This is a genomic window from Phenylobacterium sp. (assembly GCF_965284355.1).
In the GTDB taxonomy this organism is placed as follows: Bacteria; Pseudomonadota; Alphaproteobacteria; order Caulobacterales; family Caulobacteraceae; genus Phenylobacterium.
Window position 1 is genome coordinate 1,803,524 of sequence record NZ_OZ260078.1, and the last position, 23,395, is coordinate 1,826,918.

Below are 23,395 nucleotides of genomic sequence, written 5' to 3' on the forward strand. Positions count from 1 at the left end.
GCCTCTTGCCAAGTGCAGCGCCTTTCCAGGAGGCCGCCATGGCCGAAGGCTTCATCCTCGAGATCGAAGAGCAGGTTGGCCAGCCGGTCGCTGCGGAACGCAAGCCACAAGCGAAGACCCACGACTGGCCCGCGGGAACGCGCATCGTGTCGGCCGACAGCCACATGCTGGAAGGCGACTTCTGGGTCGACCGCTTTCCGCCCGAGCTTCGGGACCAGGCGCCGCGCATGGTGTTCCGGGACGGCGGCTGGGATCTGTCGATCGGCGGCAAGTCGATGACGCCCGCGCCGGTCGCCCAGCACCTCTGCAGCGCCCTGGAGTGCTACCCTGGCCTCACCGACGTGCCAGCCCGGCTGATGGACCTCGACATCGAGGGCGTCGAGAAGGAGCTGATCTTCCCGCAACGGCTGTTCGGCCTGGTGATGTTCGGCGAGATCGCGAACAAGCCGCACGTCTTCGGCGCCTACAACGAGGCCATCGCCGAGATCTGCGCCCAGTCGCCGGATCGGCTCTATTCGGTGATGGTGCCCAGCTACTGGGACCCCGACGCGGCCGACGAGAGCGTGGCCCGTTGCGCCGAACTGGGCGCGCGCTGCCTGATGATCCCGATCAAGCCCGGCAAGTTCGATGACGGGCGGACCATCCAGTACAACCACCCCCGCATGGACCCGCTCTGGGCGGCCATGGAGAAGAGCGGCCTGCCGCTGGCCTTCCACATCGGCGAGGCGATCCCCACGGCCGAGCCGGGCGCGGTCGGCGTCTCGGTGCTGACCCAGATGCAGGGCTTCCGCCAGAACTGGGCCCAGCTGACGTTCGGCGGCGTCTTCGATCGCTTCCCAGGCCTGAAGGTGGTGTTCGTGGAAGCGGGCCTCAGCTGGGTGCCCGGCATGCTTCACGACGCCGACATGGTCTACAATAGCTTCCCCACCTCGGTGTCGCCCAAGCTGGCGCATCCGCCGTCCTGGTACTGGCGCGCCCACTGCTATGCGACCTTCATGACCGACCCGGTCGGGCTGGAGATGCTGCACAGGATCGGGGCCGAGACCGCGCTGTGGTCCTCGGACTATCCGCACCAGGAGAGCACCTTCGGCTACACCCGCGGCGCCATCGACGCGGTGTTCCGCGCCTGCAGCGTCGAGGACGCCCAGATGATCCTGGGCAAGACCGCGCTCAAGCTGTTCCGGATGGAGTCGTGAGCGTCGCCCCAAAGCGCCCGGGGGAATCTCTGGCCGAGACCTACGCCCGCGACGGCGTGGTCCACCTTCCCGGCGCCCTCGACGGCCGGGCGTTGGCCGACGCCCTGGCCGCCTGGGAGTGGAGCGTCGCCCATCCCGGCCCGCTGGCCTCCAACATCCGCCAGGCCACCGACGCCACCTTCTACCAGGACCTCTACAATCCCGACTGCCTGACCGGGTACCGGGCCATGCTTCACGCCTCGCCGGTCCCCAAGATCTGCGCCGAGCTGTGGGGCGATCCGGCCATCTGGTTCATGTACGAACAGGTCTTCCTCAAGGAAGGCGGCGAGGCTCGCCGCACGCCCTGGCACCAGGACAGCTCGTACCTCGCCGTCGACGGCAGCCACCTGGCGGTCGCCTGGATCACCTTCGACGCCTGCTCCAAGGCGGACTCGCTGGAGTTCGTGAAGGGATCGCACAAGGGGCGCCTCTACAACGGCTCGCGCTTCGACCTCGACGACGACACCGCCCCCACGCATCCGACTTCGTCCCTGCCCCGCCTGCCCGACATCGAGGCGACGCGCGAGCAGTGGGACATCGCCGCCTGGGCGGTCGAACCCGGCGACCTGATCGTCTTCCACCCCAAGCTTTTGCATGGCGGCGCGCCCACGCATCCCGGCGGCCGGCGCCGCACGCTGACGCTCCGGTTCTTCGGCGAAGACGCCGTCTACGACCCCCGCGAGGGCGGCGCGGGGCCCCGTGTGAAGGACTTCCACGATCGCATGCAGGCTGGCGACCCGTTCCGCCATCCGAGCTTCTTGAAGCTGGGTTGACCAGGATCAAGGCGGGTTGAGCGGGACGGGCGAAGCCTGCCTCCCATCGACAGGAGATCCCGCCATGCCAAGTCCGAGAACCCGGCTGCTCAGCGCCGTCGTCCTGGCGGTGGCCCTGGCCGCGCCGGGCGTCATCGCCGGGCCGCGCACCCTTTCCGAACCGGAGTCGATCGCGCTGGGGCGCAGCCTCGCGGCGCGCAACTGCGGCATGTGCCATGCCCTGGACAGGACAGGCCCCAGTCCCAACCGCCAGGCGCCGCCGTTCCGCTCGCTGAACGATCGCTTCGATGTCGAACAGCTGGGCGAGGGCCTGGCCACCGGCATCCTCACCAAGCACCCTGCCATGCCCGAGTTCCGGTTCGAGCCCCATGAGGTGGTGGCGATCGTGCGTTACCTGCGCAGCGTCCAGGACAAGCAGCGGACCTGAGCCGCGCTCAGTCGCCTTCCTGTGGCAACGGTCGGCCGCACCAGGCCAGGAACACGGCGAGCGCGCATCCCGCGGCGATCCCGGTCGAGAGTTCGTGAGCGATCGTGACGACGAAGGTGGTGAGCACGACGGCGGCGGAGGGGCCGTGCCTCAGCAGCCGCAGGAACTCCACCCGCTCGGCCATGTTCCACGCGACCACCAGCAGCAGCCCGGCCAGGGCGGCCAGCGGGATGTAGCCCGCAAGCGGGGCCGCGAGCAGCATGAAGGCGAGCAGGAAGGCCGCGTGCAGGATGCCCGCGATCGGGCTGCGCGCGCCGGCGCGGACGTTGGTGGCGGTCCGGGCGATCGTGCCGGTGACGCAGATGCCGCCGAACAGCGCGGACGCCACATTGGCCACGCCCTGGGCGACCAGCTCCATGTTCGAGCGGTGACGCCGGCCGATCATGCGGTCCGCCACCTTGGCCGACAGCAGGCTCTCGACGGCGCCCAGGAGCGTGAACGAGGCCGCCGCGGGCGCCACCGCCAGCAGCGTGGCCGGGTCGAGCCGCGGCAGACTGGGCGTCGGCAGGCCGCCGGGGATCGCGCCGAAGTGCGTGCCGATGGTCTCGACGGGAAGATGGAGGCCGGCGGCCAGGGCCGACGCGCCCGCCACCGCCAGCAGCATCCCGGGCCATGTCGGGCGCAGGCGCCGCACGATGAGGATCGCGGCCCCGACACCCACCCCGACGGCAAGCGCGGCCATGTTGAGGGTCGCCGCCGCGGCCGCCAGCGCCTGCAGCTTGGCCAGCAGGGGGCCGGGTTCGCGACCGGCGAGTTGTAGGCCCGCCAGGTCCTTCAGCTGGCTGGCGGCGATCGTCACGGCGATGGCGCAGGTGAAGCTGACCGTGACCGCGTGCGGGATGTGCCGCACCAGCGACCCCAGCCGCAGCGCTCCGGCCAGGAACAGCATGACGCCCGACAGCAGCACCGCTGTCAGCAGCCCGTCGATCCCGAACCGCGCCGCCGTGGTGGAAACCAGCACGATGAAGGCGCCCGCGGGTCCGCCGATCTGCGCCCGGCTGCCGCCGAGGAGGGACACGATCGCACCGCCGATGATAGCCGCGTATAGCCCGCGTTCCGGCCCGACACCCGACGCCACGGCAATCGCCATGGAAAGCGGCAGGGCGACCACCGCAACGGTCACACCGGCGCCGACGTCGGCGCGGAAGTCCGGCAAGCCGTACCCCTCGCGAAGCACCGCGATCAGTTTCGGTTCGTAGAGGTGGGCGGTGGAGCGACCGTCCGGCATGGTGTTCTCCAGACGCGAGATCGGCGAAGCCGCCCGGCCCGCCGGTTGCGAGGTATCAACGCCCCCGGCGCGAGGGCGGTCAACAGGCTCAGCGGTGACTCACGGAAGGCTCCGCTCAATCGGGCAGGGCCAGGCGCGCTCAAGGGCGACGCGCACGAAGTCGGCGGCGCCGACGCCGGCGGCCGCGATGGCCTGGCGGGACTGGCGCCTTACCGCAGAGACGGCGGCCATGGGCGTCGCGTCGGCCGGCGGGCAAAAGGTCGTCCGCCGCCCCCGGCGCGTGGGATCAGGAGGCTGTCGGCGACGCCGGTGACGTAGCCCAGGCAAAGCGCATGACCGGCGGCGGCGTCCACGCCCTCGGCGGCGCAGAGCGCCTGCAGGCGCGGCGCATCCAGGAACCCTGGATGGGTCGGCTCGGGCGGCGGGAGCGCCGGGGCTGGAATCGCCAGGGCGGCGATCAGGACCAGCCGGTGCATCCCGCCTTCCCTGGCCTGTTCCCTCTAGGACGCCTTGCGACGACCGAGACCCAGCAACGTGATCAGCGCGGCGGCGGCCGACAGGGCCGCGGCGGCCGTGGCGATGGGGTGGGCCTTGGCTTCGGCGACGGCCTTCTCGGCCAGATACCTGGCTTCGGGGGGCGCCTTGGCCGCCACGCGCTCGGCGGCGTCGCGAAGCGCCTGCGAGGCCTGGGCCAGCGCAGTCTCGGCGTCCTCGCTCAGGCTTTCGGCAGCCTTGCGCAAGGCCTTGGCGACGTCTTCGAGGGTGTCCTCGAGATCATGCTGGATCTGCTTGGTCAGGGACTTCGTCATCGTTCTTCTCCAGGGGGGGTGGATGGCGACCGCGACATCCGCGGCCACGAGACTTGAGCCTCAGACTGGGGCCATCGGCCGCCCGGCGCTTTGACCGGCGTCAACGTGAGCCAAGGCGCGGGCCAGACTCTCGAGCAGCGCCTCGCGCGCCGCGTCGCTGGGCAGGGCGTCAAGGCGCGCGTTGAGGTCGAGCATCAGGCGGGCGCGGGCGTTATGCCAGTCGGGCCGCGAGGCGGCGGTCGGCAGGATGCGCGCCGGTCCGGGCGATGGCGCAGCGCCGGCCTTCGACAGGATGAAGCGTTCGTCCAGGTCCGGAATCACCAGGCGGCCCGGATCGAACCCGGCCTTCGCCAACCCATCCCTCAGTCCCTCCAGACCCTCGGGCTCGCCGTGGGCCAGGAACACCTGCCCTCGGACCGGGCCGCGCGCCGAGGCCCAGCGAACCAGGCCGTCGTGGTCGGCGTGGCCGGAGTAGATGTCGAGCGATCGCACGCGGGCCCGCACCGAGATCGGCTCGCCCTCGATGCTGACGGTCTGCGCGCCCTCGGCGAGGATCCGGCCCAGCGTGCCCTGAGCCTGGAAGCCGGGCAGCAGCACCGTGGCGTCGCGGCGCCAGAGCAGCCGCTTCAGATGCTTGCGCACCCGGCCGGCGTCGCACATGCCGCTGGCCGCCAGGATCACGTGCCAGCCGCGCAGCCGCTCCAGCTGGTCGCTCTCCTGCGGCTCCTTCAGGAACTTGAGCCGGCCGCTGGAGCGCAGGTCCGCGAAGGGATTCGCCTCCATCACGGGGCTCCAGCCGCGCCGCTGGAACACCTCGGTGGCCTCGATGGCGAGGGGCGAGTCCAGGAAGATGTCGGCCTCGGGAATTTCACCGTCCCGCGTCAGGATCTGCAGATCGGCCAGCAGCTCCTGTGAGCGCTCGACCGCGAAGGCGGGGATCAACAGTGGGCCCCCAGCCCGTTGCGCGTCACGCAGTTCCTGGGCCAGCAGCCGGCGCCTGGCAGCCGGATCGAGCATCGGGCGTGAGCGCCCGCCGTAGGTGGACTCGACGATCAGGTGGTCGACGCCGCTGGGCCCTTCTGGATCGGGGAGGAAGTCGCGGCCGCCAGGACCCAGGTCGCCCGAGAACAGCAAGGTGACGGGCCCCTCCTCGGTCTCGACGGTCACCTCGATCGAGGCCGAGCCCAGGATATGGCCGGCTTCCCAGTAGCGCGCAGTGATCCCGGGCGCGACGTCGACCGTGTGGCCCAGCTTGACGACGCGGAACAGCTCCAAGGTCCGCTGGGCGTCACGCGCGGTGTAGATCGGCTCGACCTCGGCGCGGCCCCGCTGCTGGTTGCGGCGGTTGAGGCGGCGGACCTCGCTCTCCTGGATGTCGCCGGCGTCGGGCAGCATGACCTCGCAGAGGTCGCGCGTCCCGGCGGTGGCCAGGATCGGCCCCCGGAAGCCGGCCCGCATGAGCTTGGGCAGCAGTCCCGAGTGGTCGATGTGCGAGTGGGTGAGCAGGACCGCGTCGATCGCGTCGACCTCGAACGGAAACTGATCGTAGTTCAACGCCTTCAGGGTCTTGGGCCCCTGGAACATGCCGCAGTCGATCAGCACGCTGGCGCGCGCGGTGGTGAGCCGGGCGCAGAACCCCGTGACGCAGCCCGCCGCGCCGTGGAAGCTGAGCTCCAGGCTCACGACCAGCTCTTGGCGCGCGCCTGCCGCAGATGCTGACGCAAGGCGTCGGGATCGTCGTGGTGCCGGGCGTGCGGATCGGTGACGTCGATGCGGGCCACGATCTCGGGCGGCAGCGCCATCTTCAGGAACCCCAGCGTCCGTGGCGGCCCCATGAGGACCAGCCGTTCGAACTCACCCTTGCGGGCCTCGAGCGCGACGCGGTTGGCGACTCGGCGCAGAAAGCGGCGCTCGGGCTCGTGCTGCGGCGCGCGCTGGTCACCGCGGTGATGCGCGCCTCCCGTGCGCTCCTGGTCGGACGCCGTCATGTGGAGTCCGTCCAGTTCGCGGAGCGGCCCGGTGCGGGCCCGCTCGCAGAAGACGCGGGCTTCCTGTCCGTCCGCGGTCACGATCCAGGTGATGCTGCCTTGGTCCATCGCTCGGCTCCGTCGTATCGGGAGACCTGAGCTTCGAGCGGATGCGAAGCGCCCTCCGTGACACAGATCAAACCTGCGGGGCGACAGACCTCCGTACTGGTACTTAGTGGGCGTCCACGAATGTCGCCTCGCACGGGCGAAGCGTAGCTCTTGGTCATCGAACTGGAGCACGCCGATGACCCTGGCCTACCCCCTCGACGACCCCCGCACCGCCCGCCCCGCGTCGGCGCTGACCGACGCCTTCGAGCGCCACGGTGTTCGGATGGCCTATGAGCGCAACGCCGAGATCTACGCTCAAGACGATGCGGTCGAGCTGCTCTACCGGGTCGTCAGCGGCGTGGTCCGCACCAGCCGGGTCACCGCCGACGGCCGCCGCCAGGTCGGCGACTTCTACTACCCGGGCGACCTGTTCGGACTGGAGCCCGGTCCCGACCATCGCTTCGGCGCCGAGGCGCTGGATGATTGCGAAATCCTGGTGGTCCGCCGCAGCGCCGTGCGCGCCGCCGCCGGCGACGCCGAACTCGACCGGGCGATCCTGGAAGCTCAACGCGTCGAAATGGAGCGGCTGCAGGATCACGTGGTCATGCTGGGCCGCAAGAGCGCCCGCGAGCGGGTCGCGAGCTTCCTGATGTCGATCGCCGAACGCGGCGACAACGATCACGCCGATCTCGCCATGGGACGACAGGACATGGCTGACTATCTGGGCCTGACCATCGAGACCGTGTCGCGCATGCTCACCCAACTGCAGGGCGAAGCCATCGTCGAGTTCCCGTCCTCGCGCCATTTCCAGATCCGCAAGCGGACCGCGCTGGAAGCCCTCGCCGCCTGAGACATCCCCACTAGCCTGTGCGGCCGCAGGCGCCCCGTCGGCCGCGATCTAGGCCAAGGAGCCGACGATGACGAAGACGATGGAACGCCCCGCGACCCAGGTGGTCGTGCGCCCCGACACCTACGCCACGATCCTGGTTCACGCCGAACCGGGCCAGGCCTCCTCCCACCGCGTCGAGATCGCCGCCCGACTGTCGCGCGACCTCGAAGCCCGCCTGATCGGGCTGGGCGCCGAGACCTTCGACCCCGCGCCCTACACCAGCGGCGCCTTCATGGGCGTCGGCGGACCTGAGCTGGTCGGCTTGGTGCAGGAGCAGATCGGCAAGAACATCGCCGCCGCGGAGACGGCCTTTCGCCGCGACGCCGCCGGCGCCGACGTGGAATGGCGCGCCATTCAGGACTACCCGCACCGCGCGCTCACCCGCACGGCCCACGCCGCCGACCTGATCGTCGTCAGTCCGAAGGGCCCCCGCGGCGACCTCATCGCCGCCGATCCCTCGGATGTGGTCATGGCCGCCGGCCGGCCCGTGCTGGTCGTACCCGAAGGTCGCAGCCACCTGGTCGGCATGAACGTGGTGGTCGCCTGGAAGAACACCCGGGAGTGCCGTCGCGCCCTGACCGACGCCCTGCCGTTCCTGCAGCGCGCCGACGAGGTGGTCGTCCTCGCGGTGGTCAAGCCCGGGATGGTCGAGACGGCCACCCTCGAGACCAACGATGTGGTCGCCAACCTGAAACGCCATGGGGTCGAGGCCCGGGCGCTGGTCACCACCCTCGACAACGACGCGGTGGAGATCGAGATCGAGCGGATCGCGGCGCTCAATGGCGCCGACCTGATTGTCGCCGGCGCCTATGGCCACAGCCGTCTGCGCGAATGGGCGCTGGGCGGGGTCAGCGACAGCTTCCTGCACCAGCCGAGCTGCTTCGTCCTGCTCAGCCACTGACCCTCAATCCTCCCGCGCGCGGGGCCGGCGACGGGCCCGCGCGCCAGCAGGAGCCGATCCATGCCACGCATCGACGCCCTCACCGCCGGCGTGACGCTGGCCCTCCTCATCGGCGGCTCGCACCTCGCGTGGGCCCTCCTGGTGGCGTCGGGGGCCGCGCCCTGGCTTCTCGAGGTGATATTCCGCCTGCACTTCATCCGCCCACCGTTCGAGGTCGACAGCTTCGACGTGGGCCTTGCAGCCATCCTCGTGAGCCTGACCACCCTCTCCGGCTTCGCCTTTGGCTGGGCTTTCGCAGCAATCTGGAACGGCGTCGCCAAGCTGCGCGGCCTCGGGCCCCTCCAGCCGTAGGACGCGCCATGATCCATCACAGCCTTTCCGTTCGCGCCGGCCTGATCGTCGCTGCGTGCCTGGCCCTCGCCGCCTGCGCCACCCCCGGAGCTTCGTCGCCGGACCCGAGCTCGTCGAACGCAGCGGCGCTGCCGAAACTCGACGCCCAGCAGCAGCGCGGCCGCGACTTCGCTGTCCGCCGGTGCGCCGGCTGTCACACCGTCGGTCTCGACGACGGCGGCGCCCAGGAGGGGCCCGCCTTCTACCGCCTTGCCCGTCGGTACAACTCGCTTTCGCTGGAACGGCGCTTCGCAGAGGTCTCGGCCCATGGCTTCGACCGCATGCCCTCGATTCCGTTCACCGCCAGCGAGGCCGCGGACCTGATCGCCTACTTCGACACACTGCAGGGCAACTGACTCGGAAGGAGCCCGCCATGGTCTACCGCGATCTGCTGCTCACCGCCCTCACCTATCCGGATGCGACCCCGGATCGCGCGATCCGCAGCGGCGTGGCGCTGGCGCGCCGGATCGGCGGAAAGCTGACCTTCCTGACCGTTCGCGTAGATCTGCCGCAGCTGCACAACCGGCTGGCCAACGCCTTGATGGACCTGGACCAGCTCAGCGACATGGAGGAGGCGCGCAGCAACGCCACCGCTGACCTGGAGGCGGTCTGCGCCCGCATCGCCGCCGAGATTTTCAAGGCTCCGATCGAAATCGCGACGGTCACAGCCAAGCTGTACGAGGAATCCGAGGTCGTCGTTCGCGTCGCACGCACCCGCGACCTCATCCTGACCCCGATCGGTCCCGCCGTCCTCGCGGACCGCGACCTCGCCGAGACGATCCTCTTCGAAGCGGGGCGGCCTGTGCTGGTTTATCCCGAAGCCGCGCAGGTGACGGCCGGAGATGGCTTTGACCGCGTCGCGGTGGCCTGGGACGGCAGCCGCGCCGCGGCCCGCGCCGTGGCCGACGCCCTGCCGATCCTCGCGACAGCCGGCGAGGTGCGGATCTTCACCGCTGTGGGCGATAAGCCCCAGACCGACAGCGGAAGCGCGGCGGATTTTTTACGCCACCTGAGGGCCCATGGGATCCAGGCGAAGGTCGACGAACGCCTCGGCGGTGAACGCCGGATCGGCGCCCTGCTGAAAGACTACGTCGGCGAGGTGAAGCCCGACCTGCTGGTCATGGGCGCCTATGGCCACGCCCGCCTGCGCGAGTTCATCCTGGGCGGCGCGACCGAGGCGGTCCTGGGGGATCCGCCGTGCCCCGTCCTGATGTCCCATTGAAGCCCGCCCCGCCCTCGCCGACCCCGGCGCGCGGGCAGGCGCACGGCGCGAACAGAGTCCTGCAAGCCGCCGCGATCGTGATCGTCGCGCTGCTGGTCTGGCGGCTCGCCGACGTCCTGCTGTTGGCCTTCGGCGCCGTGCTCATCGGGGTGCTGCTCCACGCTCTGGCCACGCCCCTCACCCGGAGCTTGCGCCTGCCGCGATCGCTGGCCCTCAGCCTCGCGGTCGGCGGCCTGACCGCGGTGGTCGGCGGGGCGGTCTGGCTGTTCGGCCAGCAGGCGGCGGTGCAGGCGGTCACCCTGGGCGAGCTGGTGCCGCGGGCCTGGCAGGCCCTGGAGACGCAGTTGGCGACCTCGCCGTTCGGCGCCTACATCCTCGACGACCTGCAGCGGTTGCGACATGCCGATGGACTGGTTGTCCAGACCGCGTCCCGCCTCGTCCAGGGCTCGCTCAGCGCCGCCGCCGCGACCGTCATCATGTCCTTCTGCGGCCTCTACCTCGCCTTCCACCCTGCCACCTACCTCCGAGGCGTCCTCCATCTCGTCCCGCCGCGGGGACGCGAGCGCGCCGCCCAGGTGCTGTCGGCCTGTGGCGAGGCCTTGAACCGCTGGCTCCTGGGCGCGCTCGCCTCGATGCTGCTGGTGGGCGTCACGGTGGGTCTGGGCTTGTGGTGGGCGGGCGTCCCTTCGCCGCTCGCGCTCGCCGTGCTGGCCGGTCTGGCCCAGTTCGTACCGGTGGTGGGACCGTGGGCCGCCACCATTCCCGGCCTGATCGTCGCCGCTGCGCAAGGCCCCCAGACGTTCGCCTGGACCGCCGCGATCTACCTGGGGGCCTCGCAGTTCGAGGCCAATGTCGCCACCCCGCTGCTGCTGCGCCAGATGGTGGAGTTGCCCATGGGGCTGACGCTCTTCGCCGTGCTGGCCATGGGCGTGCTGCTGGGCCCGCTCGGTGTCGTGTTCGCGACGCCTCTGGCCGTGGTCGCCTATGTGCTCGTGCGCCATCTCTACGTCGAAGACCTGCTGGGCGACCCCCTGACGCCGCCTGCCGCACAGGCCGGAGACGCGGCATGACCACGGGGGATGGCCTGCACCTTCACGCCCTGGCGCACCTTCACCCGGACCGTCGAAGGCCGGCCCTCGCGGCCGGGGCCGGCATGCTGATCCTGGCGGTCGCGGCGATGCTCTTCCCGGCCGCGGCCATCCGCGTCATCGGCGCGGCGAGCGGCTGGCTGCTGTGGTTCGCCGGCGCGCTGATGCTGGGCGTCGGGCTGTTGACGTTTTCCGGCGCTCTGCGGGGTCTCGCGATCGGCGCAGCCCTGGCCGCAGTGGGGCTCGGCGCCTTCCTGACATTCAACCCGACCGTGGGCGCGCTCGCGGCAGCGCTGGTCCTTGCCGCAGCGCTGGTGGCCGACGGAAGCTTCCAGTTGGCGGCCGCCCTGCACCTTCGCCCCTTGGCGGCCTGGCGATGGCTTCTCGCATCGGCGGCCACCAGCCTCGTGGCCGCCCTGCTGCTGGCCGCCGGTCTGCCCATGCGGACACCACAAGCCGTGGCGATGCTGCTGGCCGCGGCGTTCGCCAGCACGGGCCTGGCCCTGATCGCCACGGGCCTGGTGCGGACCGCGCCGCGACGCGACGCCGCGCCCTGAGGCGACGCGCCTTGTCACAATCGAGCTTCGGACCTACCGCTTCGCCCATGCCGCAGACACCGACGCCGCGGGAGATTCGACGCACCCGCCTCAATCAGGCGGCGGCCTACGGCGTGGCCATTGGCGCGGCGGGGATCTGCTTGGCGTTCCGGCTGCTGCTGGACGGGCAGTTCCGTGGCGACGTCGTCCTGCTGCTGTTCGTCCCCGCCTTGCTCGCCGCCGCCGCCGTCGGCGGACTGGGCCCCACGCTGCTGGCCGGCGCGATTTCCTTGCTCTTGAGCTTCGGGGTGTTCGGGTTCCAGACGCTCGGCGAACCCGGGGTCGCCGTGACCGTCGCGGTGTTCATCGCGCTCACCGTCGCGATCGGACTGGTCGGCTCGCGCCTGCTGCACAGCAGCCGAACCATTCGCGAGTTCGTGGCGGACGCCCAGACCCGCGAAGCGCACCTGCAGTCGATCCTGGACACCGTGCCCGACGCCATGATCGTCATCGACGAGCGCGGCCTGATCCAGTCGTTCTCGAGCGCTGCGGAACGCCAGTTCGGATGGGTCGCTGCCGAGGTGATCGGCAAGAACGTCAGCGTTCTGATGCCGGCCCCCTATCGCACGGCGCACGACGGCTACCTCGGTCGCTACATCACCACCGGCGAGCGGCGGATCATCGGCATCGGCCGCGTGGTGGTGGGCGAGCGCAAGGACGGCACGACCTTTCCGATGGAGCTGTCGGTCGGCGAGATGATCTCGGGCCAGGCCCGCTATTTCACCGGCTTCGTCCGCGACCTCACCGAGCGCCAGGCGGCCGAGCGGCGCCTGCAGGATCTGCAGGGCGAACTCGTCCATGTCTCGCGGCTCACCGCCCTGGGCGAAATGGCCTCGGCCATGGCCCACGAGCTGAACCAGCCGCTGACCGCCGCGGCCAGCTTCATGAAGGGCTGTCTTGTCCTGCTCAAGCGCAAGCCGCTGGATGAAGACCGGCTCGCCGACATGATCGGACAGGGCGCGGATCAGGCTCTGCGTGCGGGTCAGATCATCCGGCGTTTGCGGGATTTCGTCTCGAAGGGGGAAGCCGAGCGGGGGATCGAGAACCTGCCGCAGCTTCTCGAGGAAGCCGGGGCGCTGGCCATGATCGGCGCGCGCGACCGCAATGTCCGGCTACGCTACGACATCGACCCGCAGGTGAAGCTGGTGCTGGCCGACAAGGTTCAGATCCAGCAGGTGGCGCTCAACCTGATACGCAACGGCATGGAGGCGATGGACGAGAGCCCGCGGAAGGACATTCTCGTCGGCGCGCGGCCCCTCGCCGAGGATATGGTAGAGGTCTACGTCGCCGACACCGGCCACGGGATCGGACCGGAAGCCGCCCGCCAGCTTTTTCAACCTTTCATGACAACCAAGGCCAACGGCATGGGCATTGGCTTGTCGATCTCGCGTACGATCATCGAGGCGCACGGCGGCCGCATCTGGGTCGATCCGAACCCCGGGGGCGGGACGATCTTTCGCTTCACCCTGCCCGGCGTGCGTGACGAGGAGTTGATGGATAGCCAGCATGACTGAGCCGATCGTCCACCTGATCGATGATGACGAGGCGATCCGCACCGCACTGAGCTTCGTCCTCGAGATGAACGATCTGCCGGCGCGGACGTACGCCTCGGCGCTTGAGTTCCTGGAGGTCGCGGAGACGCTGCGCGGCGGCTGCATCGTCACCGACGTCCGAATGCCCGAGATGAGCGGCTTGGAGCTGGTTCGGCGCCTGAAGGAGCGGGGCGTCACGCTCCCCGTCGTGGTGATCACCGGTCATGGGGACGTGCCCTTGGCCGTTGAAGCGATGCGCGCCGGCGTCATCGATTTCCTGGAAAAGCCTTTCGACGACGAGGTGCTGCTTCGTTCGATCCGCATGGCGCTGGACGCCAAGGCGGAGAGTGACATCCACGCGCAGGAGCGCGCGCGGTTCGAGGCCGTGCTGGCCACGCTGTCGGGCCGCGAGACCGAGGTGCTGCGCGGAGTCGTGGCCGGCAAGATGAACAAGGTCATCGCCTACGAGCTGGGGATCAGTCAGCGCACGGTGGAGGTATACCGGGCCAACGTCATGAGCAAGACCCACGCGAACGGCCTCTCCGAGCTGGTCAGAATCGCACTCCTGGCGGGATTCGCTTGAGCGAGATCAACGAAGACTAGGATTCAGCACGCGATGCTGCGCGCATGGATCAGCGCGTCAGCAGCCTTGCCCCTCCGACGATCTATGTCGTCGATGACGACGATGGCGTGCGGCGCGCCCTGGCCTTCGCCCTGGATCTCGATGGGTTTGAGGTCGAGACGTTCGAATCCGGCGAGGCGCTCCTGCTGCGCGATGGGCTCGACGCGGCCGGATGCCTGGTGCTCGACGAGCGTCTGCCCGGGATCAGCGGGCTGGACACCCTGCGCCAGCTGCGCGCGCGCCAGGTGGCCCTGCCCGCGATCTTCGTCACCAGTCACCCCAAGCCGCTGATGCGCGACGCCGCCGCCCGCGCCGGAGCGCCGATCGTCGAGAAGCCGCTTGAGGCCGAGACCCTGATCGCGGCGATCCACGATCTCCTACGAGGTCCGACCCGCTAGAGCGTGACCGCTTCAGCATGGAGCGTATCCGGAGTTGACGAGGTAGTTGGCGCACTCGGCGGCTGAGAAGTGGTCGAGGAGGAGGCCGATGCGTCGCCAGGTGGCTTCGACGGTGCGCTCGGCGGCTTTGCGCAGGAGGGTCTTCAGCTTGGCGAAGACCTGTTCGATGGGGTTCAGGTCGGGGCTGTAGGGCGGCAGGAAAATCAGGTGCGCGCCGGCGCGCCGGATGGCCTGGCGGACGGCCTTGCCCTTGTGGCTGCCGAGGTTGTCCATGATCACCACATCGCCGGGGGCGAGCGTCGGGACGAGGACCTGTTCGACGTAGGCCCGGAACCACTCGCCGTTGATCGGCCCATCCAGGACGAAGGGCGCGTCGATCCGATCGCATCGCAGTGCGGCCAGGAAGGTCAGGGTCTTCCAGTGGCCGTGAGGAACCTTGCCGACCAGCCGCTGGCCACGCGCGCAGCGGCCGTGGGTGCGGGTCATGTTGGTCTTCGCCCAAGTCTCGTCGATGAAGACCAGGCGGCGCGGATCAAGCCGGCCCTGATGGCGTCGCCAGCGGTCCCGCTTCCTGGCCACGTCCGGTCGGTCCTGCTCGATGGCGTGCAGGCTTTTTTTTGAAGGTCACGCCCTGGCGCAGGTAGAAACGCCACACCGCGTCGTAGCTCACAACCACGCCGCGGTCGGCGAGCTCGGCCTGGATCGCCCGGAGCGTCAGGTCCGGCTGCTCCGCGATCCGCGCCAGCAGCCAGTCCCGCTCGCCCGCCAGCACCAGCGGCCGATGACCGCCCATCCGCCGCGCTGCGGCGCTGCCTTCGCTCCGCAGACGCTGCGACCAGCGCACCGCCGTCGCCACCCCGACCCCGAACCGCTCCGCCGCCTCACGGCACGTCCCGCCCGCCACCACGAAGCGCGCCACTCGATCCCGCAGATCAAGCGAGTAGGGTCGACCCATGCGAGCTGGCCTCCCATCCAGCCCACATCTTGAATCATGATCCGCCCAAACCCGGAATCCCGATTCAGCTAAGCGCGGTCACGCTCTAGAGCGCATCCCGCCGAGGATGAGGCGCCGCAGGCGATAGGGATGCGCTCCAGCAGGAAGACGACGAGCCCGTTTCTCCCGGTTGGCTTGATTCAAGCCAACCGGGACGGGCTCTAGGTTCGGCCGTCGCGCAGGTCAGAACCCTGCAGCCCACTCCAGCGCGTCATCGCGGGCCGCAAACACGCGGACCTCCACGTGCGGCAGGATCGGAGCGGCGATCTGGGCCGCGATCTGCATCCACCGCTTGTCGCTGACGATCGCCTCGCGAGGGAAGCGCTTGAGTTCGAAAAGCTTCGACAGATCGTAGCGGAGATCCTTCCAGGCGGCTTCGGTGGTCAGGTGATGAAACTGGGTCAGGTCCAGCACAATGCCAATCCGGTCGTGTCGGACCAGCTTGGCCTCGACCTCCGCGATGATCCGGTCGTAGTCTTCCCCCGTGAGCGTTCCGGAAATCGCGAAGGCCGCGACGCGGTCCGGCGATTGCAGAACGTCGATCATATCGCCCGCCCGTCCGCCTACAGCGCCTTGGAGTGCCGCGTGACATCGGCGGCGAAGTAGACGTCGAAGCAGGCGCAGATCGAGCGGACCACCAGCCGACCGTCACCCACCACGGACAGTCGGGCGCCTTCCAGGGTGGCCAGGCCGTCGGCGATGAAGGGCGCGAGCCGGGCGATGGCGGTTGCAAGGTCCGAGACCCGCGCGCCGTGCCGCCCGCAGACGGCCTCGAGGTCCACCTCCAGGTCGCACATCAGCCGCTCGATGATCTCACCCCGCAGGCGGTCGTCGTCGGTAAGCGCCACCCCGCGGGCGACCGGCAACTGCTCGGTCTGGACAGCGACGCGCCAGCCCAGCTCCTGGGCCACGTTCTGCACATAGCCCTGCGGCAGCCGCCCGATCGCCGAGGCGCCCAGGCCGAGCAGCGTCGAGGCTTCGTCCGTGGTGTAGCCCTGGAAGTTGCGATGCAGCCGGCCCTCGCTCATGGCGCGGACCATCTCGTCGTCCTCGCGCGCGAAGTGGTCCAGGCCGATGCGCACATAGCCCGACCGGGCCAGCCGTTCGGCCGCGGCTTCGGCCTGGTCGAGGCGCGCGGCGGGACCCGGCAGCGCCGCCTCGTCGATCAGTTGCTGATGGGCCTTCATCCACGGCACGTGGGCATAGCCGAACAGCGCGATACGTTCGGGCCGCAGCGTCACCGCCGCGTCGATGGTCTCGAGCGTATTAGCGGTGGTCTGGTGCGGCAGACCGTACATCAGGTCGAAATTGATCGAGCGGACCCCCGCGTCGCGCAGCCAGCCGGTCGCGGCGGCGATCTCCTCGAAGGTCTCGCGACGATTGACCGCGGCCTGCACTGTGGGATCGAGGTTCTGGACCCCGAGACTGGCGCGGTTCAAGCTGTGACGGGCCGCCGCGCGGACCCAGTCGCGACTGAGGGTGGCCGGATCCAGCTCGGCGGCGACCTCGAGGTCGGGCGCCAGGTCGAACACCTGCGACAGGCCGTCGAAGATGGCGGTCATGTCCCGCGCCGACAGCATGTTGGGCGTGCCGCCGCCCAGGTGGATCGATCGCGCGGGCAGCCGGCGTCCGATCGCCTGGCCCAGGCGCTCCATTTCCATCAGCAGCAGGCGGACATACTCGCCGATGGGCTGGTGACGGTTCACCGCGCGCGTGTTGCAGCCGCAGTACCAGCAGAGCCGGGCGCAGAACGGCACGTGGACGTAGAGCGACACCGGATCGTCCGCCGGCAGCGCCGCCAGCCAAGCCCGGTAGACGGCCTCGTCCACGGCCGGCGTGAACTGCAGCGCCGTGGGATAGCTGGTGTAACGCGGCGCGCGCCCGTCATAGCGGGCGACGAGGTCGGCGAGGCGGTGGCCATGGGCGGTCGCGACGCTGGCAAGGGGCATGGAACGGGTCATGCGCCCAGTTTCACGAGCCCGGATCGACGCGCCCTGATCCAGATCAAGACACGGGTCGGTCGTCCGGTTCGTCGATCAGGATCCGCGCGGCGTCGCCTGCGGGATCCTGGTACTGGCCCGCGCGCAGGGTCCACCAGAACGCGCCCAGCGCGATCAGGCCCAGGCCCAGGGAGAACGGAGCCAGGAACATCACGATGTCCATCGGGCAGCTCCGGTGCGCAGGGCGTTGAGAGTGACGACCAGCGAAGACGCCGACATGGCGATCGCGGCCACAAAGGGATTCACAAAGCCGAGGATGGCGGCCGGCGCGGCGATCGCATTGTACAGCGCCGCCAGCCCGAAGTTCTCGAACGCGCGCCGGTGCGCGCTGCGGGCCACATCGACGGCGGTCACGACGGCCCCCAAGCGGTCGCCCGAGAACACCAGGTCGGCCGCGTTCTGGCTGGCCTCGAGTGCTGTCCCCGGCGCCATCGCGGCGTGCGCCTTGGCCAGCGCGCCCGCGTCGTTGAGGCCGTCGCCCACCATCAGCACCTTGTGCCCGGCGGCGGCCAGCGCCTCGACGGCGGCGACCTTGTCCTGTGGCGTGCACCCCGCCCGCCAGGCCGTAGCGCCCGCCGCCTCGGCCATGCGGGCCACCGGCCCGGGCAGGTCGCCGGACAGGACCTCGATGGTCAGGCCGCGCGCGCGCAGCGCCGAGATGGTCTCGGCCGCGTCGGGGCGCAGGGTGTCCTCGAAGCGGAAGCGGATCTTGGTGTCGCCCTCGAAGCCGAACCACAGCTCGGTGGCGTCGCCGCGACTGGGAACGCCCAGAAACGCGGCCCGGCCCAGGCGGGCGCGGCGTCCGTCGATGGTCCCCTCCACGCCTTGGCCGGCGTGCTCGACGACGGCGGTCGCGACGGGACCGTCGCAGGCGGCTTCGGTCAGCGCGCGGGCCAGCGGATGGCGCGACGCCCGCGCCAGGGGGGCGGCCATGGCGACCGCGGCCGGGACCGGGTCGATCAGGCGCGGATGGCCCAAGGTCAGCACGCCGGTCTTGTCGAACACTACGTGGTCCACCTCGGCCAGCCGCTCCAGCGCCGCGCCGGACTTCACCAGCACGCCCTTGCGGAACAGGCGCGCCGAGGCGGTGATCTGGACCGCCGGGACCGCCAGGCCCAAGGCGCAGGGGCAGGTGACAATGAGCACCGCGACCGCGCGGATCAGCGCCTCGCGCGGACCCAGCCCCAGGGCCCAGCCGCCCGCGAACGTGAGCAACGCAACCGTGTGGACCACCGGCACGTAGACCGCTGCCGCCTTGTCAGCGAGCCGGACGTAGCGCGAGCGGGCCTGGGCGCCCAGCTCCACCAGACGCGCGATGGCCGCGAGCGCCGAGTCGGCCGAGGCCGCCGTCGCGCGCAGGCGCAGGACCCCGGAGAGATTGAGCGCGCCGGCGCGGACGGCCTGACCGGCGGCGACGACCACGGGGGCCGTCTCGCCCGTGAGCAGGCTGTTGTCGAGGTCCGAGACGCCTTCGACGATCTCGCCGTCCACGGGCATCCGGTCGCCCGGCCGCACCAGCAGGAGGTCGCCGGGCGCGACGTTGTTGAGCGGAATGGCGGTCAGGACGCCGTCGGGGCCGATTCGGGTCGCGCTCGTGGCCTGCAGGGCCAGCAGGTCGGCGGCGGCGCTGGACGCCCTGGCCCGCAGCCGATGTTCCAGCCAACGGCCGATCAGCAGCAGGAAGAGCAAAGAGACGGCGGCGTCGAAATAGACGTCGCGGCCCCGCAGGATCGTCTCGGAGAAGCTGATCGCCAGGGTCAGTAGGACGCCGATGGAGATCGGCACATCCATGTTGGCGCGGCGGGCCCGGAGCGAACGCCAGGCTGAGCGGAAGAAGGGGAGGCCCGCGTAGAGCGCGCACGGCGCGCCCACGATCCCCGAGAACCACATCATCAGGGTGCGCGTCGCCGGCCCCAGTTCCTGACCGAACAGCCCTGCCCAGATCGGCACCGAGAACATCATGGTGTTCATGACGCCGAAGCCGGCCACCGCCATGGCCAGGATCAGCTCGCGGCCTTCGCGGTCGCGAGCCTGCCCCGCCGACTGGGGATCGTAGGGCGTCGAGGGATAGCCCAGCGCATCGAGGGCGGCGACCACGCCGACGGGATCGCCGCCGCCGGCGCGGAACTCAACGAGAAGGCGTTTCTGGCTCAGGTTGACGCGCGCGGCGACGACGCCGGGCACGGCTGTCACGGTGCGCTCCACCTTGGCCATGCAGCCCGCGCAGCGCACATCCGGCACCAGCAGTTCCAGGGTGGCGCCGCCCGCGTCGGTGCGGCGCATGAAGAGCCCCAGGTCGGCTCGCGGGGCGGCATAGGTCAGGGCCACGTCAGCCTCCGTTCCGCGAGAAACGCGCCGCCCGACGGGCCACGGGCCTCGGCGGTCAGGTCCCAGGCGCCCGAGAGCCGGCCGCCGGGCGCGGCGTAGGCGCCGGGCGCCGTCTCGACGAAGCGCAGCGTCACCCGCCCCGTCTCGGTCGCCGGCCGTTCCAGCTTGCCCGTGACCGTCAGGCCGGTGAGCGGACGACCCGCCCGATCCTGGAACGCCATCACCACCTCGCCCGGCGCCGCCGAGGCCGAGGCCCGCCAGCCCAGGCGCTCCTGGGCTTCGATCTGCGCGATCCGGCGATTGTAGAGCAGGCCGTCCTCGTAGGGCGTCACCGACACCTGGCCGGGGAAGGTCCGGATCGCCATCACCATGAACGAGGCGTCTACGGCGATCACCACGGCAAAGAAGGCCGTGACGCCGGCCAGGACGTGCCAGCCGCGGATCGTGAAGCCCGGACGGGCGGAGGTTTCGGCGGCGCTCATGGGCGAGCCTCGGTTCCGGTGATGAAGGTGGTCTTGGTCTCGAACACGCCGCCGGCGCCGCGGATCGCGAAGACCGCCGGCAGGCTCTCGGCAGCGCCTGCGGCCGGGTCGGCGGTGACGAACACGCGCACCGCGCGCACTTCGTTGGCCGGAATGGTCGCGCTCAGCGTTTCCCCCGCCCGTTCACCCGGCGCCCGAAGCCGAGCGCCCGCCACGCCGCGGAAACTCACGTCCACGGTCTGGGGCACGAACGTGCGGTTGGCGATCTTGAGTGTGTAGCCGTTGCGGATCGTCCCATCGTGCAGGCGCACGAAGGTGGGGTTGCGGTCACGCAACGCATGCAGGTCCATGGGCTGGCGGTTCAGAAGGCCCCATCCCACCAGTCCGGAGACCAGCACCAACGCCACCGCGTAGTAGATCGTGCGCGAGCGGATCGGCTTGTAGACCGGAGTCTCCTTCCGCGCCCGGGCGGCGACCGCAGCGTCGGTGTCGTAGGCGATCAGAGCGCGCGGACGCTCCACCCGGTCCATGATCTCGTCGCAGGCGTCGATGCAGAGTCCGCAGTTGATGCACTCGAGCTGCGGCCCGTTGCGGATGTCGATGCCCATCGGGCAGGCCACGACGCAGGCGTTGCAGTCGATGCAGTCGCCGCGGCCCTCCCAGCTCTGGCCCTTCTTGTGTGGACCGCGGGTCTCGCCGCGATCGTACCGGTAGGTGACCTGCAGCGAGTGATCGTCGAGCATCGCGCCCTGGATGCGCGGCCAGGGGCACATGTAGGTGCACACCTGCTCGCGCATGTGGCCGGCGAAGACGTAGGTGGTCGCCGTGAGGATCGCGCACGACAGATAGGACTGGATCGGGGCCTTGCCGGCCCAGAACTCCACGAGCAGCGTCGGCGCGTCGCGGAAGTAGAAGATCCAGGCGCCGCCGGTGCCGAAGGCCACCCCCAGCCAGACCAGATGCTTGCCGCCCTTGCGCCACAGCTTGTCGAGCGACATCGGCGCGGCCGCCAGCCGCATGCGCGCGTTGCGGTCGCCCTCGAAGGCGCGCTCGATATAGATGAAGAGGTCGGTCCAGACCGTCTGCGGACAGGCGTACCCGCACCACAGGCGACCGAACAGCGCCGTCACCAGGAACAGCGCGAGCGCCGCGATGACCAGCAGGCCGGTGATGAAGTGCACCTCCTGCGGCCAGAGCTGGATGCCGAAGAAGTAGAAGCGGCGGCCGAAGAAATCGACCAGCACCGCCTGGTCCGGCAGGGCGCCCGGCCGTTCCCAGCGGATCCAGGGCGTCACGTAGTAGATCGTGAGCGTCAGGATCAGCAGCGCCCACTTGATGCGCCGCCACTGGCCATGGACCAGCTTGGGGTAGATCGGGACGCGAGGCTTGTAGAGACTGCCCTTGTCCTTCGCCTTCTCGCGCACCTTGCCGGCGGCGGACTGCGGGCCCTCCGCCGGCTTGCGCGAGACGTTGTCGATGACGGTGGGCATCAGCGGCTCGCGCCGACGGCGCTCCCCTGCGGCGCGGTCGCCACGGCCGGCGCGGCGGGTGCGGCCGGCTCGGCGTCGCCGCCCGCATTGGCATGGATGTAGACGGCCAGAGCCTTGATCGTCTCGGGCGAGAACCGCGCCTCCCAGGTGGGCATGACGCCGTTGCGGCCGTTCCACAGCTGGTCACGGATCGCAGCCCGGTCCGATCCGTACAGCCACTCGGCGTCGGTCAGGTTCGGGATCCCCTGCGCAGGGTCGCCCGTCCCGGCCGGTCCGTGGCAGGCGGAGCACTGGTCGGCGAAGGTCTGCCGTGCGCGCGCCACCGCGGTCGCGCTGGCCTTGCGGCCCGAGAGCGCCACCACATACTCGGTGAGGTCGTTGATCTGCGCGTCGGTCAGCAGCTGGTCGCGGCCGAAGGCGGGCATGAGCTTTTCGCCACGCGCTTGCGGATGACCCGAGCGGACGCCCACCTGGATCGTGTGGCGGATTTCGTCCAGCGTGCCGCCCCAGAGCCAGACGTCGTCGCGCAGGTTGGGATAGCCCTTGAGCCCCGCCCCGCCCGCCCCGTGGCACGTGGCGCAGTTGTCGCCGAATACCGACTGGCCCACCTGCATGGCGTAGGCCTGCAGTTCCGGGTCGGCTTCGATCTGCTGCAGCGAGGCGTTTTGCAGGCGCGCTTCACCGGCCTGCCGATGTTTGGCCAGGTCACCCAGTTCCTGGACGACCTCGGCGCGGTCCGAGGCGCCGAGGACGCCCTTGGTGTAGCCGGTGATCCCCGGCCAGGCCGGCATCAGAATCCAGTACACGACCGCAAAGAGGATCGTGCCGTACCAGACCCACAGCCACCAGCGCGGCAGCGGGGTGTCGAGCTCCTTGATGCCATCCCACTCGTGACCCGTGGTCTCGGTGCCGGTGTGTTCGTCGCGTTCGCGCTCAGACATGGGGCGCCCCGTCGCTTTCTAGGGTGTCGTCTTCAAGTGGGAGTTGGGCGAGGCGGTCGAACGCCTGCTTGTGGCGCGGCCAGAGCGCGTAGATCAGGCCGCCCGCGAAAATCAGGCCGAAGTAGAGCGTCCCGCCCTGCTGGGCGAAGGTCGCCACGGCCTCGTAGGAAAGGCCGCTCATCGCAGGTTCTCCGGGTCTTCCGCCTTGTAGGTGCGGAAATCGACCATGGTGCCCAGCACCTGAAGGTACGCGATCAGAGCGTCCAGCTCGGTGATCTTCGAAGGGTCGCCGTCGAAGTCGCGCTGCTGCACCTTGGCGCCGTAGCGCTTCTTCAGGTCCGAGGTCTCGCCCGCAAAGGGATCGACCTGCTGCTCGAGATCGGCGCGGGCATTGGCGAGCTGATCCTTGGTGTAGGGCACGCCCACCCGCGTCAGGGTGGCCAGGTGCTTGTCGATCGCGCGGTAGTCCAGCTCACGCTTCGCCAGGAAGGCGTAGGGCGGCATGTTGGACTCCGGCACCACCGAGCGCGGATCGCGCAGGTGATCGACGTGCCAGCTGTCGGAGTACTTGCCGCCGACGCGGGCCAGATCCGGACCCGTGCGCTTCGACCCCCACTGGAACGGGTGGTCGTACATGCTCTCGGCGGCCAGGCTGTAGTGGCCGTACCGCTCGACCTCGTCCCGCAGGGGACGGATCATCTGCGAGTGGCAGAGGTAGCAGCCTTCGCGGACGTAGATGTCGCGTCCGGCCTGCTCCAGCGGAGTGTACGGGCGGACCCCGTCGACCTCCTCGACCGTGCTCTCCAGGTAGAAGAGCGGGCTGATCTCCACGAGGCCGCCGATCGAGACGACCACGATGATCCCGAGCACCAGCCACAGCGAATGGCGCTCGAAGCGTGCGTGTTGCTTCCACAT

The 23,395-nt window shown here is 70.1% G+C and carries 28 protein-coding genes; 13 read left to right on the forward strand and 15 right to left on the reverse strand.

The features are described from left to right. The first annotated feature begins 38 nt into the window (after positions 1 to 38). From ACQ66R_RS08740 to ACQ66R_RS08750, 3 genes are all read left to right on the forward strand, one after another. Positions 39 to 1,196 (forward strand): amidohydrolase family protein, encoded by a 1,158-nt coding sequence (locus tag ACQ66R_RS08740; protein ID WP_430421088.1) that lies wholly within the window; start codon positions 39 to 41, stop codon positions 1,194 to 1,196. Further along, on the forward strand, positions 1,193 to 2,008 hold the full coding sequence (locus tag ACQ66R_RS08745) for a phytanoyl-CoA dioxygenase family protein (protein WP_430421090.1): 816 nt from the start codon (positions 1,193 to 1,195) through the stop codon (positions 2,006 to 2,008). The genes ACQ66R_RS08740 and ACQ66R_RS08745 overlap by 4 nt, the downstream gene beginning before the upstream one ends. A 64-nt stretch (positions 2,009 to 2,072) precedes the next feature. Continuing rightward, positions 2,073 to 2,435 (forward strand): c-type cytochrome, encoded by a 363-nt coding sequence (locus tag ACQ66R_RS08750; protein ID WP_430421092.1) that lies wholly within the window; start codon positions 2,073 to 2,075, stop codon positions 2,433 to 2,435. 7 nt (positions 2,436 to 2,442) lie between these two features. On the opposite strand, the gene ACQ66R_RS08755 is transcribed toward ACQ66R_RS08750, so the two are convergent. The 5 genes from ACQ66R_RS08755 to ACQ66R_RS08775 form a co-directional block, all read right to left on the reverse strand. Beyond that, positions 2,443 to 3,723, reverse strand: a complete 1,281-nt coding sequence (locus ACQ66R_RS08755) for a SulP family inorganic anion transporter (RefSeq protein WP_430421094.1) — start codon at positions 3,721 to 3,723, stop codon at positions 2,443 to 2,445. Between the two features lie 209 nt (positions 3,724 to 3,932). Then, positions 3,933 to 4,199 carry a hypothetical protein gene (locus tag ACQ66R_RS08760; protein ID WP_430421096.1) on the reverse strand — a complete coding sequence of 89 codons (267 nt, stop codon included), beginning with the start codon at positions 4,197 to 4,199 and terminating at the stop codon, positions 3,933 to 3,935. Between the two features lie 24 nt (positions 4,200 to 4,223). Then, positions 4,224 to 4,532, reverse strand: coding sequence for a hypothetical protein (locus ACQ66R_RS08765; protein WP_430421098.1), 309 nt, complete (start codon positions 4,530 to 4,532; stop codon positions 4,224 to 4,226). A gap of 60 nt (positions 4,533 to 4,592) precedes the next feature. Continuing rightward, positions 4,593 to 6,215, reverse strand: a complete 1,623-nt coding sequence (locus ACQ66R_RS08770) for an MBL fold metallo-hydrolase RNA specificity domain-containing protein (protein WP_430421100.1) — start codon at positions 6,213 to 6,215, stop codon at positions 4,593 to 4,595. After that, positions 6,212 to 6,628 carry a host attachment protein gene (locus tag ACQ66R_RS08775; protein ID WP_430421102.1) on the reverse strand — a complete coding sequence of 139 codons (417 nt, stop codon included), beginning with the start codon at positions 6,626 to 6,628 and terminating at the stop codon, positions 6,212 to 6,214. Before ACQ66R_RS08775 ends, ACQ66R_RS08770 begins: the two co-directional genes overlap by 4 nt. Before the next feature lie 175 nt (positions 6,629 to 6,803). On the opposite strand from ACQ66R_RS08775, the gene ACQ66R_RS08780 reads away from it, so the two are divergent. From ACQ66R_RS08780 to ACQ66R_RS08825, 10 genes are all read left to right on the forward strand, one after another. Further along, positions 6,804 to 7,457 carry a helix-turn-helix domain-containing protein gene (locus tag ACQ66R_RS08780; protein WP_430421104.1) on the forward strand — a complete coding sequence of 218 codons (654 nt, stop codon included), beginning with the start codon at positions 6,804 to 6,806 and terminating at the stop codon, positions 7,455 to 7,457. A gap of 67 nt (positions 7,458 to 7,524) precedes the next feature. After that, on the forward strand, positions 7,525 to 8,397 hold the full coding sequence (locus ACQ66R_RS08785) for a universal stress protein (RefSeq protein ID WP_430421106.1): 873 nt from the start codon (positions 7,525 to 7,527) through the stop codon (positions 8,395 to 8,397). A gap of 60 nt (positions 8,398 to 8,457) precedes the next feature. Beyond that, positions 8,458 to 8,748 carry a hypothetical protein gene (locus ACQ66R_RS08790; protein ID WP_430421108.1) on the forward strand — a complete coding sequence of 97 codons (291 nt, stop codon included), beginning with the start codon at positions 8,458 to 8,460 and terminating at the stop codon, positions 8,746 to 8,748. A gap of 8 nt (positions 8,749 to 8,756) precedes the next feature. After that, positions 8,757 to 9,143, forward strand: a complete 387-nt coding sequence (locus ACQ66R_RS08795) for a c-type cytochrome (RefSeq protein ID WP_430421110.1) — start codon at positions 8,757 to 8,759, stop codon at positions 9,141 to 9,143. A gap of 17 nt (positions 9,144 to 9,160) precedes the next feature. Then, positions 9,161 to 10,009: a universal stress protein gene (locus ACQ66R_RS08800; protein ID WP_430421113.1), complete on the forward strand. Its 849-nt coding sequence runs from the start codon at positions 9,161 to 9,163 to the stop codon at positions 10,007 to 10,009. Then, positions 9,985 to 11,079, forward strand: a complete 1,095-nt coding sequence (locus tag ACQ66R_RS08805) for an AI-2E family transporter (RefSeq protein WP_430421115.1) — start codon at positions 9,985 to 9,987, stop codon at positions 11,077 to 11,079. The genes ACQ66R_RS08800 and ACQ66R_RS08805 overlap by 25 nt, the downstream gene beginning before the upstream one ends. Then, entirely contained in the window at positions 11,076 to 11,654 is a 579-nt protein-coding gene (locus tag ACQ66R_RS08810; protein WP_430421117.1) for a DUF308 domain-containing protein, read from the forward strand. The genes ACQ66R_RS08805 and ACQ66R_RS08810 overlap by 4 nt, the downstream gene beginning before the upstream one ends. A 47-nt stretch (positions 11,655 to 11,701) precedes the next feature. Next, positions 11,702 to 13,207 (forward strand): sensor histidine kinase, encoded by a 1,506-nt coding sequence (locus ACQ66R_RS08815; protein ID WP_430421119.1) that lies wholly within the window; start codon positions 11,702 to 11,704, stop codon positions 13,205 to 13,207. Beyond that, positions 13,200 to 13,808, forward strand: a complete 609-nt coding sequence (gene fixJ, locus ACQ66R_RS08820; protein ID WP_430421121.1) for a response regulator FixJ — start codon at positions 13,200 to 13,202, stop codon at positions 13,806 to 13,808. Before ACQ66R_RS08815 ends, fixJ begins: the two co-directional genes overlap by 8 nt. 44 nt (positions 13,809 to 13,852) lie before the next feature. Further along, on the forward strand, positions 13,853 to 14,245 hold the full coding sequence (locus tag ACQ66R_RS08825) for a response regulator transcription factor (RefSeq protein ID WP_430421124.1): 393 nt from the start codon (positions 13,853 to 13,855) through the stop codon (positions 14,243 to 14,245). A 12-nt stretch (positions 14,246 to 14,257) separates the two neighbouring features. On the opposite strand, the gene ACQ66R_RS08830 is transcribed toward ACQ66R_RS08825, so the two are convergent. The 10 genes from ACQ66R_RS08830 to ccoO all read right to left on the reverse strand — a co-directional run bounded on the left by ACQ66R_RS08830 (position 14,258) and on the right by ccoO (position 23,395). Beyond that, positions 14,258 to 15,200, reverse strand: a protein-coding gene (locus tag ACQ66R_RS08830; RefSeq protein ID WP_430419033.1) for an IS630 family transposase whose coding sequence is annotated in 2 segments (ribosomal slippage) — positions 14,258 to 14,863 and positions 14,865 to 15,200 — 942 coding nt in all. Because the reading frame shifts where the segments join, the coding sequence is not laid out codon by codon here. A 222-nt stretch (positions 15,201 to 15,422) separates the two neighbouring features. Beyond that, on the reverse strand, positions 15,423 to 15,785 hold the full coding sequence (locus ACQ66R_RS08835; RefSeq protein WP_430421126.1) for an STAS/SEC14 domain-containing protein: 363 nt from the start codon (positions 15,783 to 15,785) through the stop codon (positions 15,423 to 15,425). Between the two features lie 17 nt (positions 15,786 to 15,802). Then, positions 15,803 to 17,188: an oxygen-independent coproporphyrinogen III oxidase gene (hemN, locus tag ACQ66R_RS08840; protein ID WP_430421128.1), complete on the reverse strand. Its 1,386-nt coding sequence runs from the start codon at positions 17,186 to 17,188 to the stop codon at positions 15,803 to 15,805. 55 nt (positions 17,189 to 17,243) lie between these two features. Next, positions 17,244 to 17,402 carry a cbb3-type cytochrome oxidase assembly protein CcoS gene (gene ccoS / locus ACQ66R_RS08845; RefSeq protein ID WP_430421130.1) on the reverse strand — a complete coding sequence of 53 codons (159 nt, stop codon included), beginning with the start codon at positions 17,400 to 17,402 and terminating at the stop codon, positions 17,244 to 17,246. Next, complete coding sequence (locus ACQ66R_RS08850) at positions 17,390 to 19,522, reverse strand: heavy metal translocating P-type ATPase (RefSeq protein WP_430426243.1); 2,133 nt, start codon at positions 19,520 to 19,522, stop codon at positions 17,390 to 17,392. Before ACQ66R_RS08850 ends, ccoS begins: the two co-directional genes overlap by 13 nt. Before the next feature lie 35 nt (positions 19,523 to 19,557). Continuing rightward, complete coding sequence (locus ACQ66R_RS08855) at positions 19,558 to 20,049, reverse strand: FixH family protein (RefSeq protein WP_430421132.1); 492 nt, start codon at positions 20,047 to 20,049, stop codon at positions 19,558 to 19,560. Then, on the reverse strand, positions 20,046 to 21,539 hold the full coding sequence (gene ccoG, locus ACQ66R_RS08860; RefSeq protein ID WP_430421134.1) for a cytochrome c oxidase accessory protein CcoG: 1,494 nt from the start codon (positions 21,537 to 21,539) through the stop codon (positions 20,046 to 20,048). Before ccoG ends, ACQ66R_RS08855 begins: the two co-directional genes overlap by 4 nt. After that, positions 21,539 to 22,480 carry a cytochrome-c oxidase, cbb3-type subunit III gene (gene ccoP, locus ACQ66R_RS08865; protein WP_430421136.1) on the reverse strand — a complete coding sequence of 314 codons (942 nt, stop codon included), beginning with the start codon at positions 22,478 to 22,480 and terminating at the stop codon, positions 21,539 to 21,541. Before ccoP ends, ccoG begins: the two co-directional genes overlap by 1 nt. Next, positions 22,473 to 22,661 (reverse strand): cbb3-type cytochrome c oxidase subunit 3, encoded by a 189-nt coding sequence (locus tag ACQ66R_RS08870; protein ID WP_430421139.1) that lies wholly within the window; start codon positions 22,659 to 22,661, stop codon positions 22,473 to 22,475. The genes ccoP and ACQ66R_RS08870 overlap by 8 nt, the downstream gene beginning before the upstream one ends. After that, on the reverse strand, positions 22,658 to 23,395 hold the full coding sequence (gene ccoO / locus ACQ66R_RS08875; RefSeq protein ID WP_430421141.1) for a cytochrome-c oxidase, cbb3-type subunit II: 738 nt from the start codon (positions 23,393 to 23,395) through the stop codon (positions 22,658 to 22,660). Before ccoO ends, ACQ66R_RS08870 begins: the two co-directional genes overlap by 4 nt.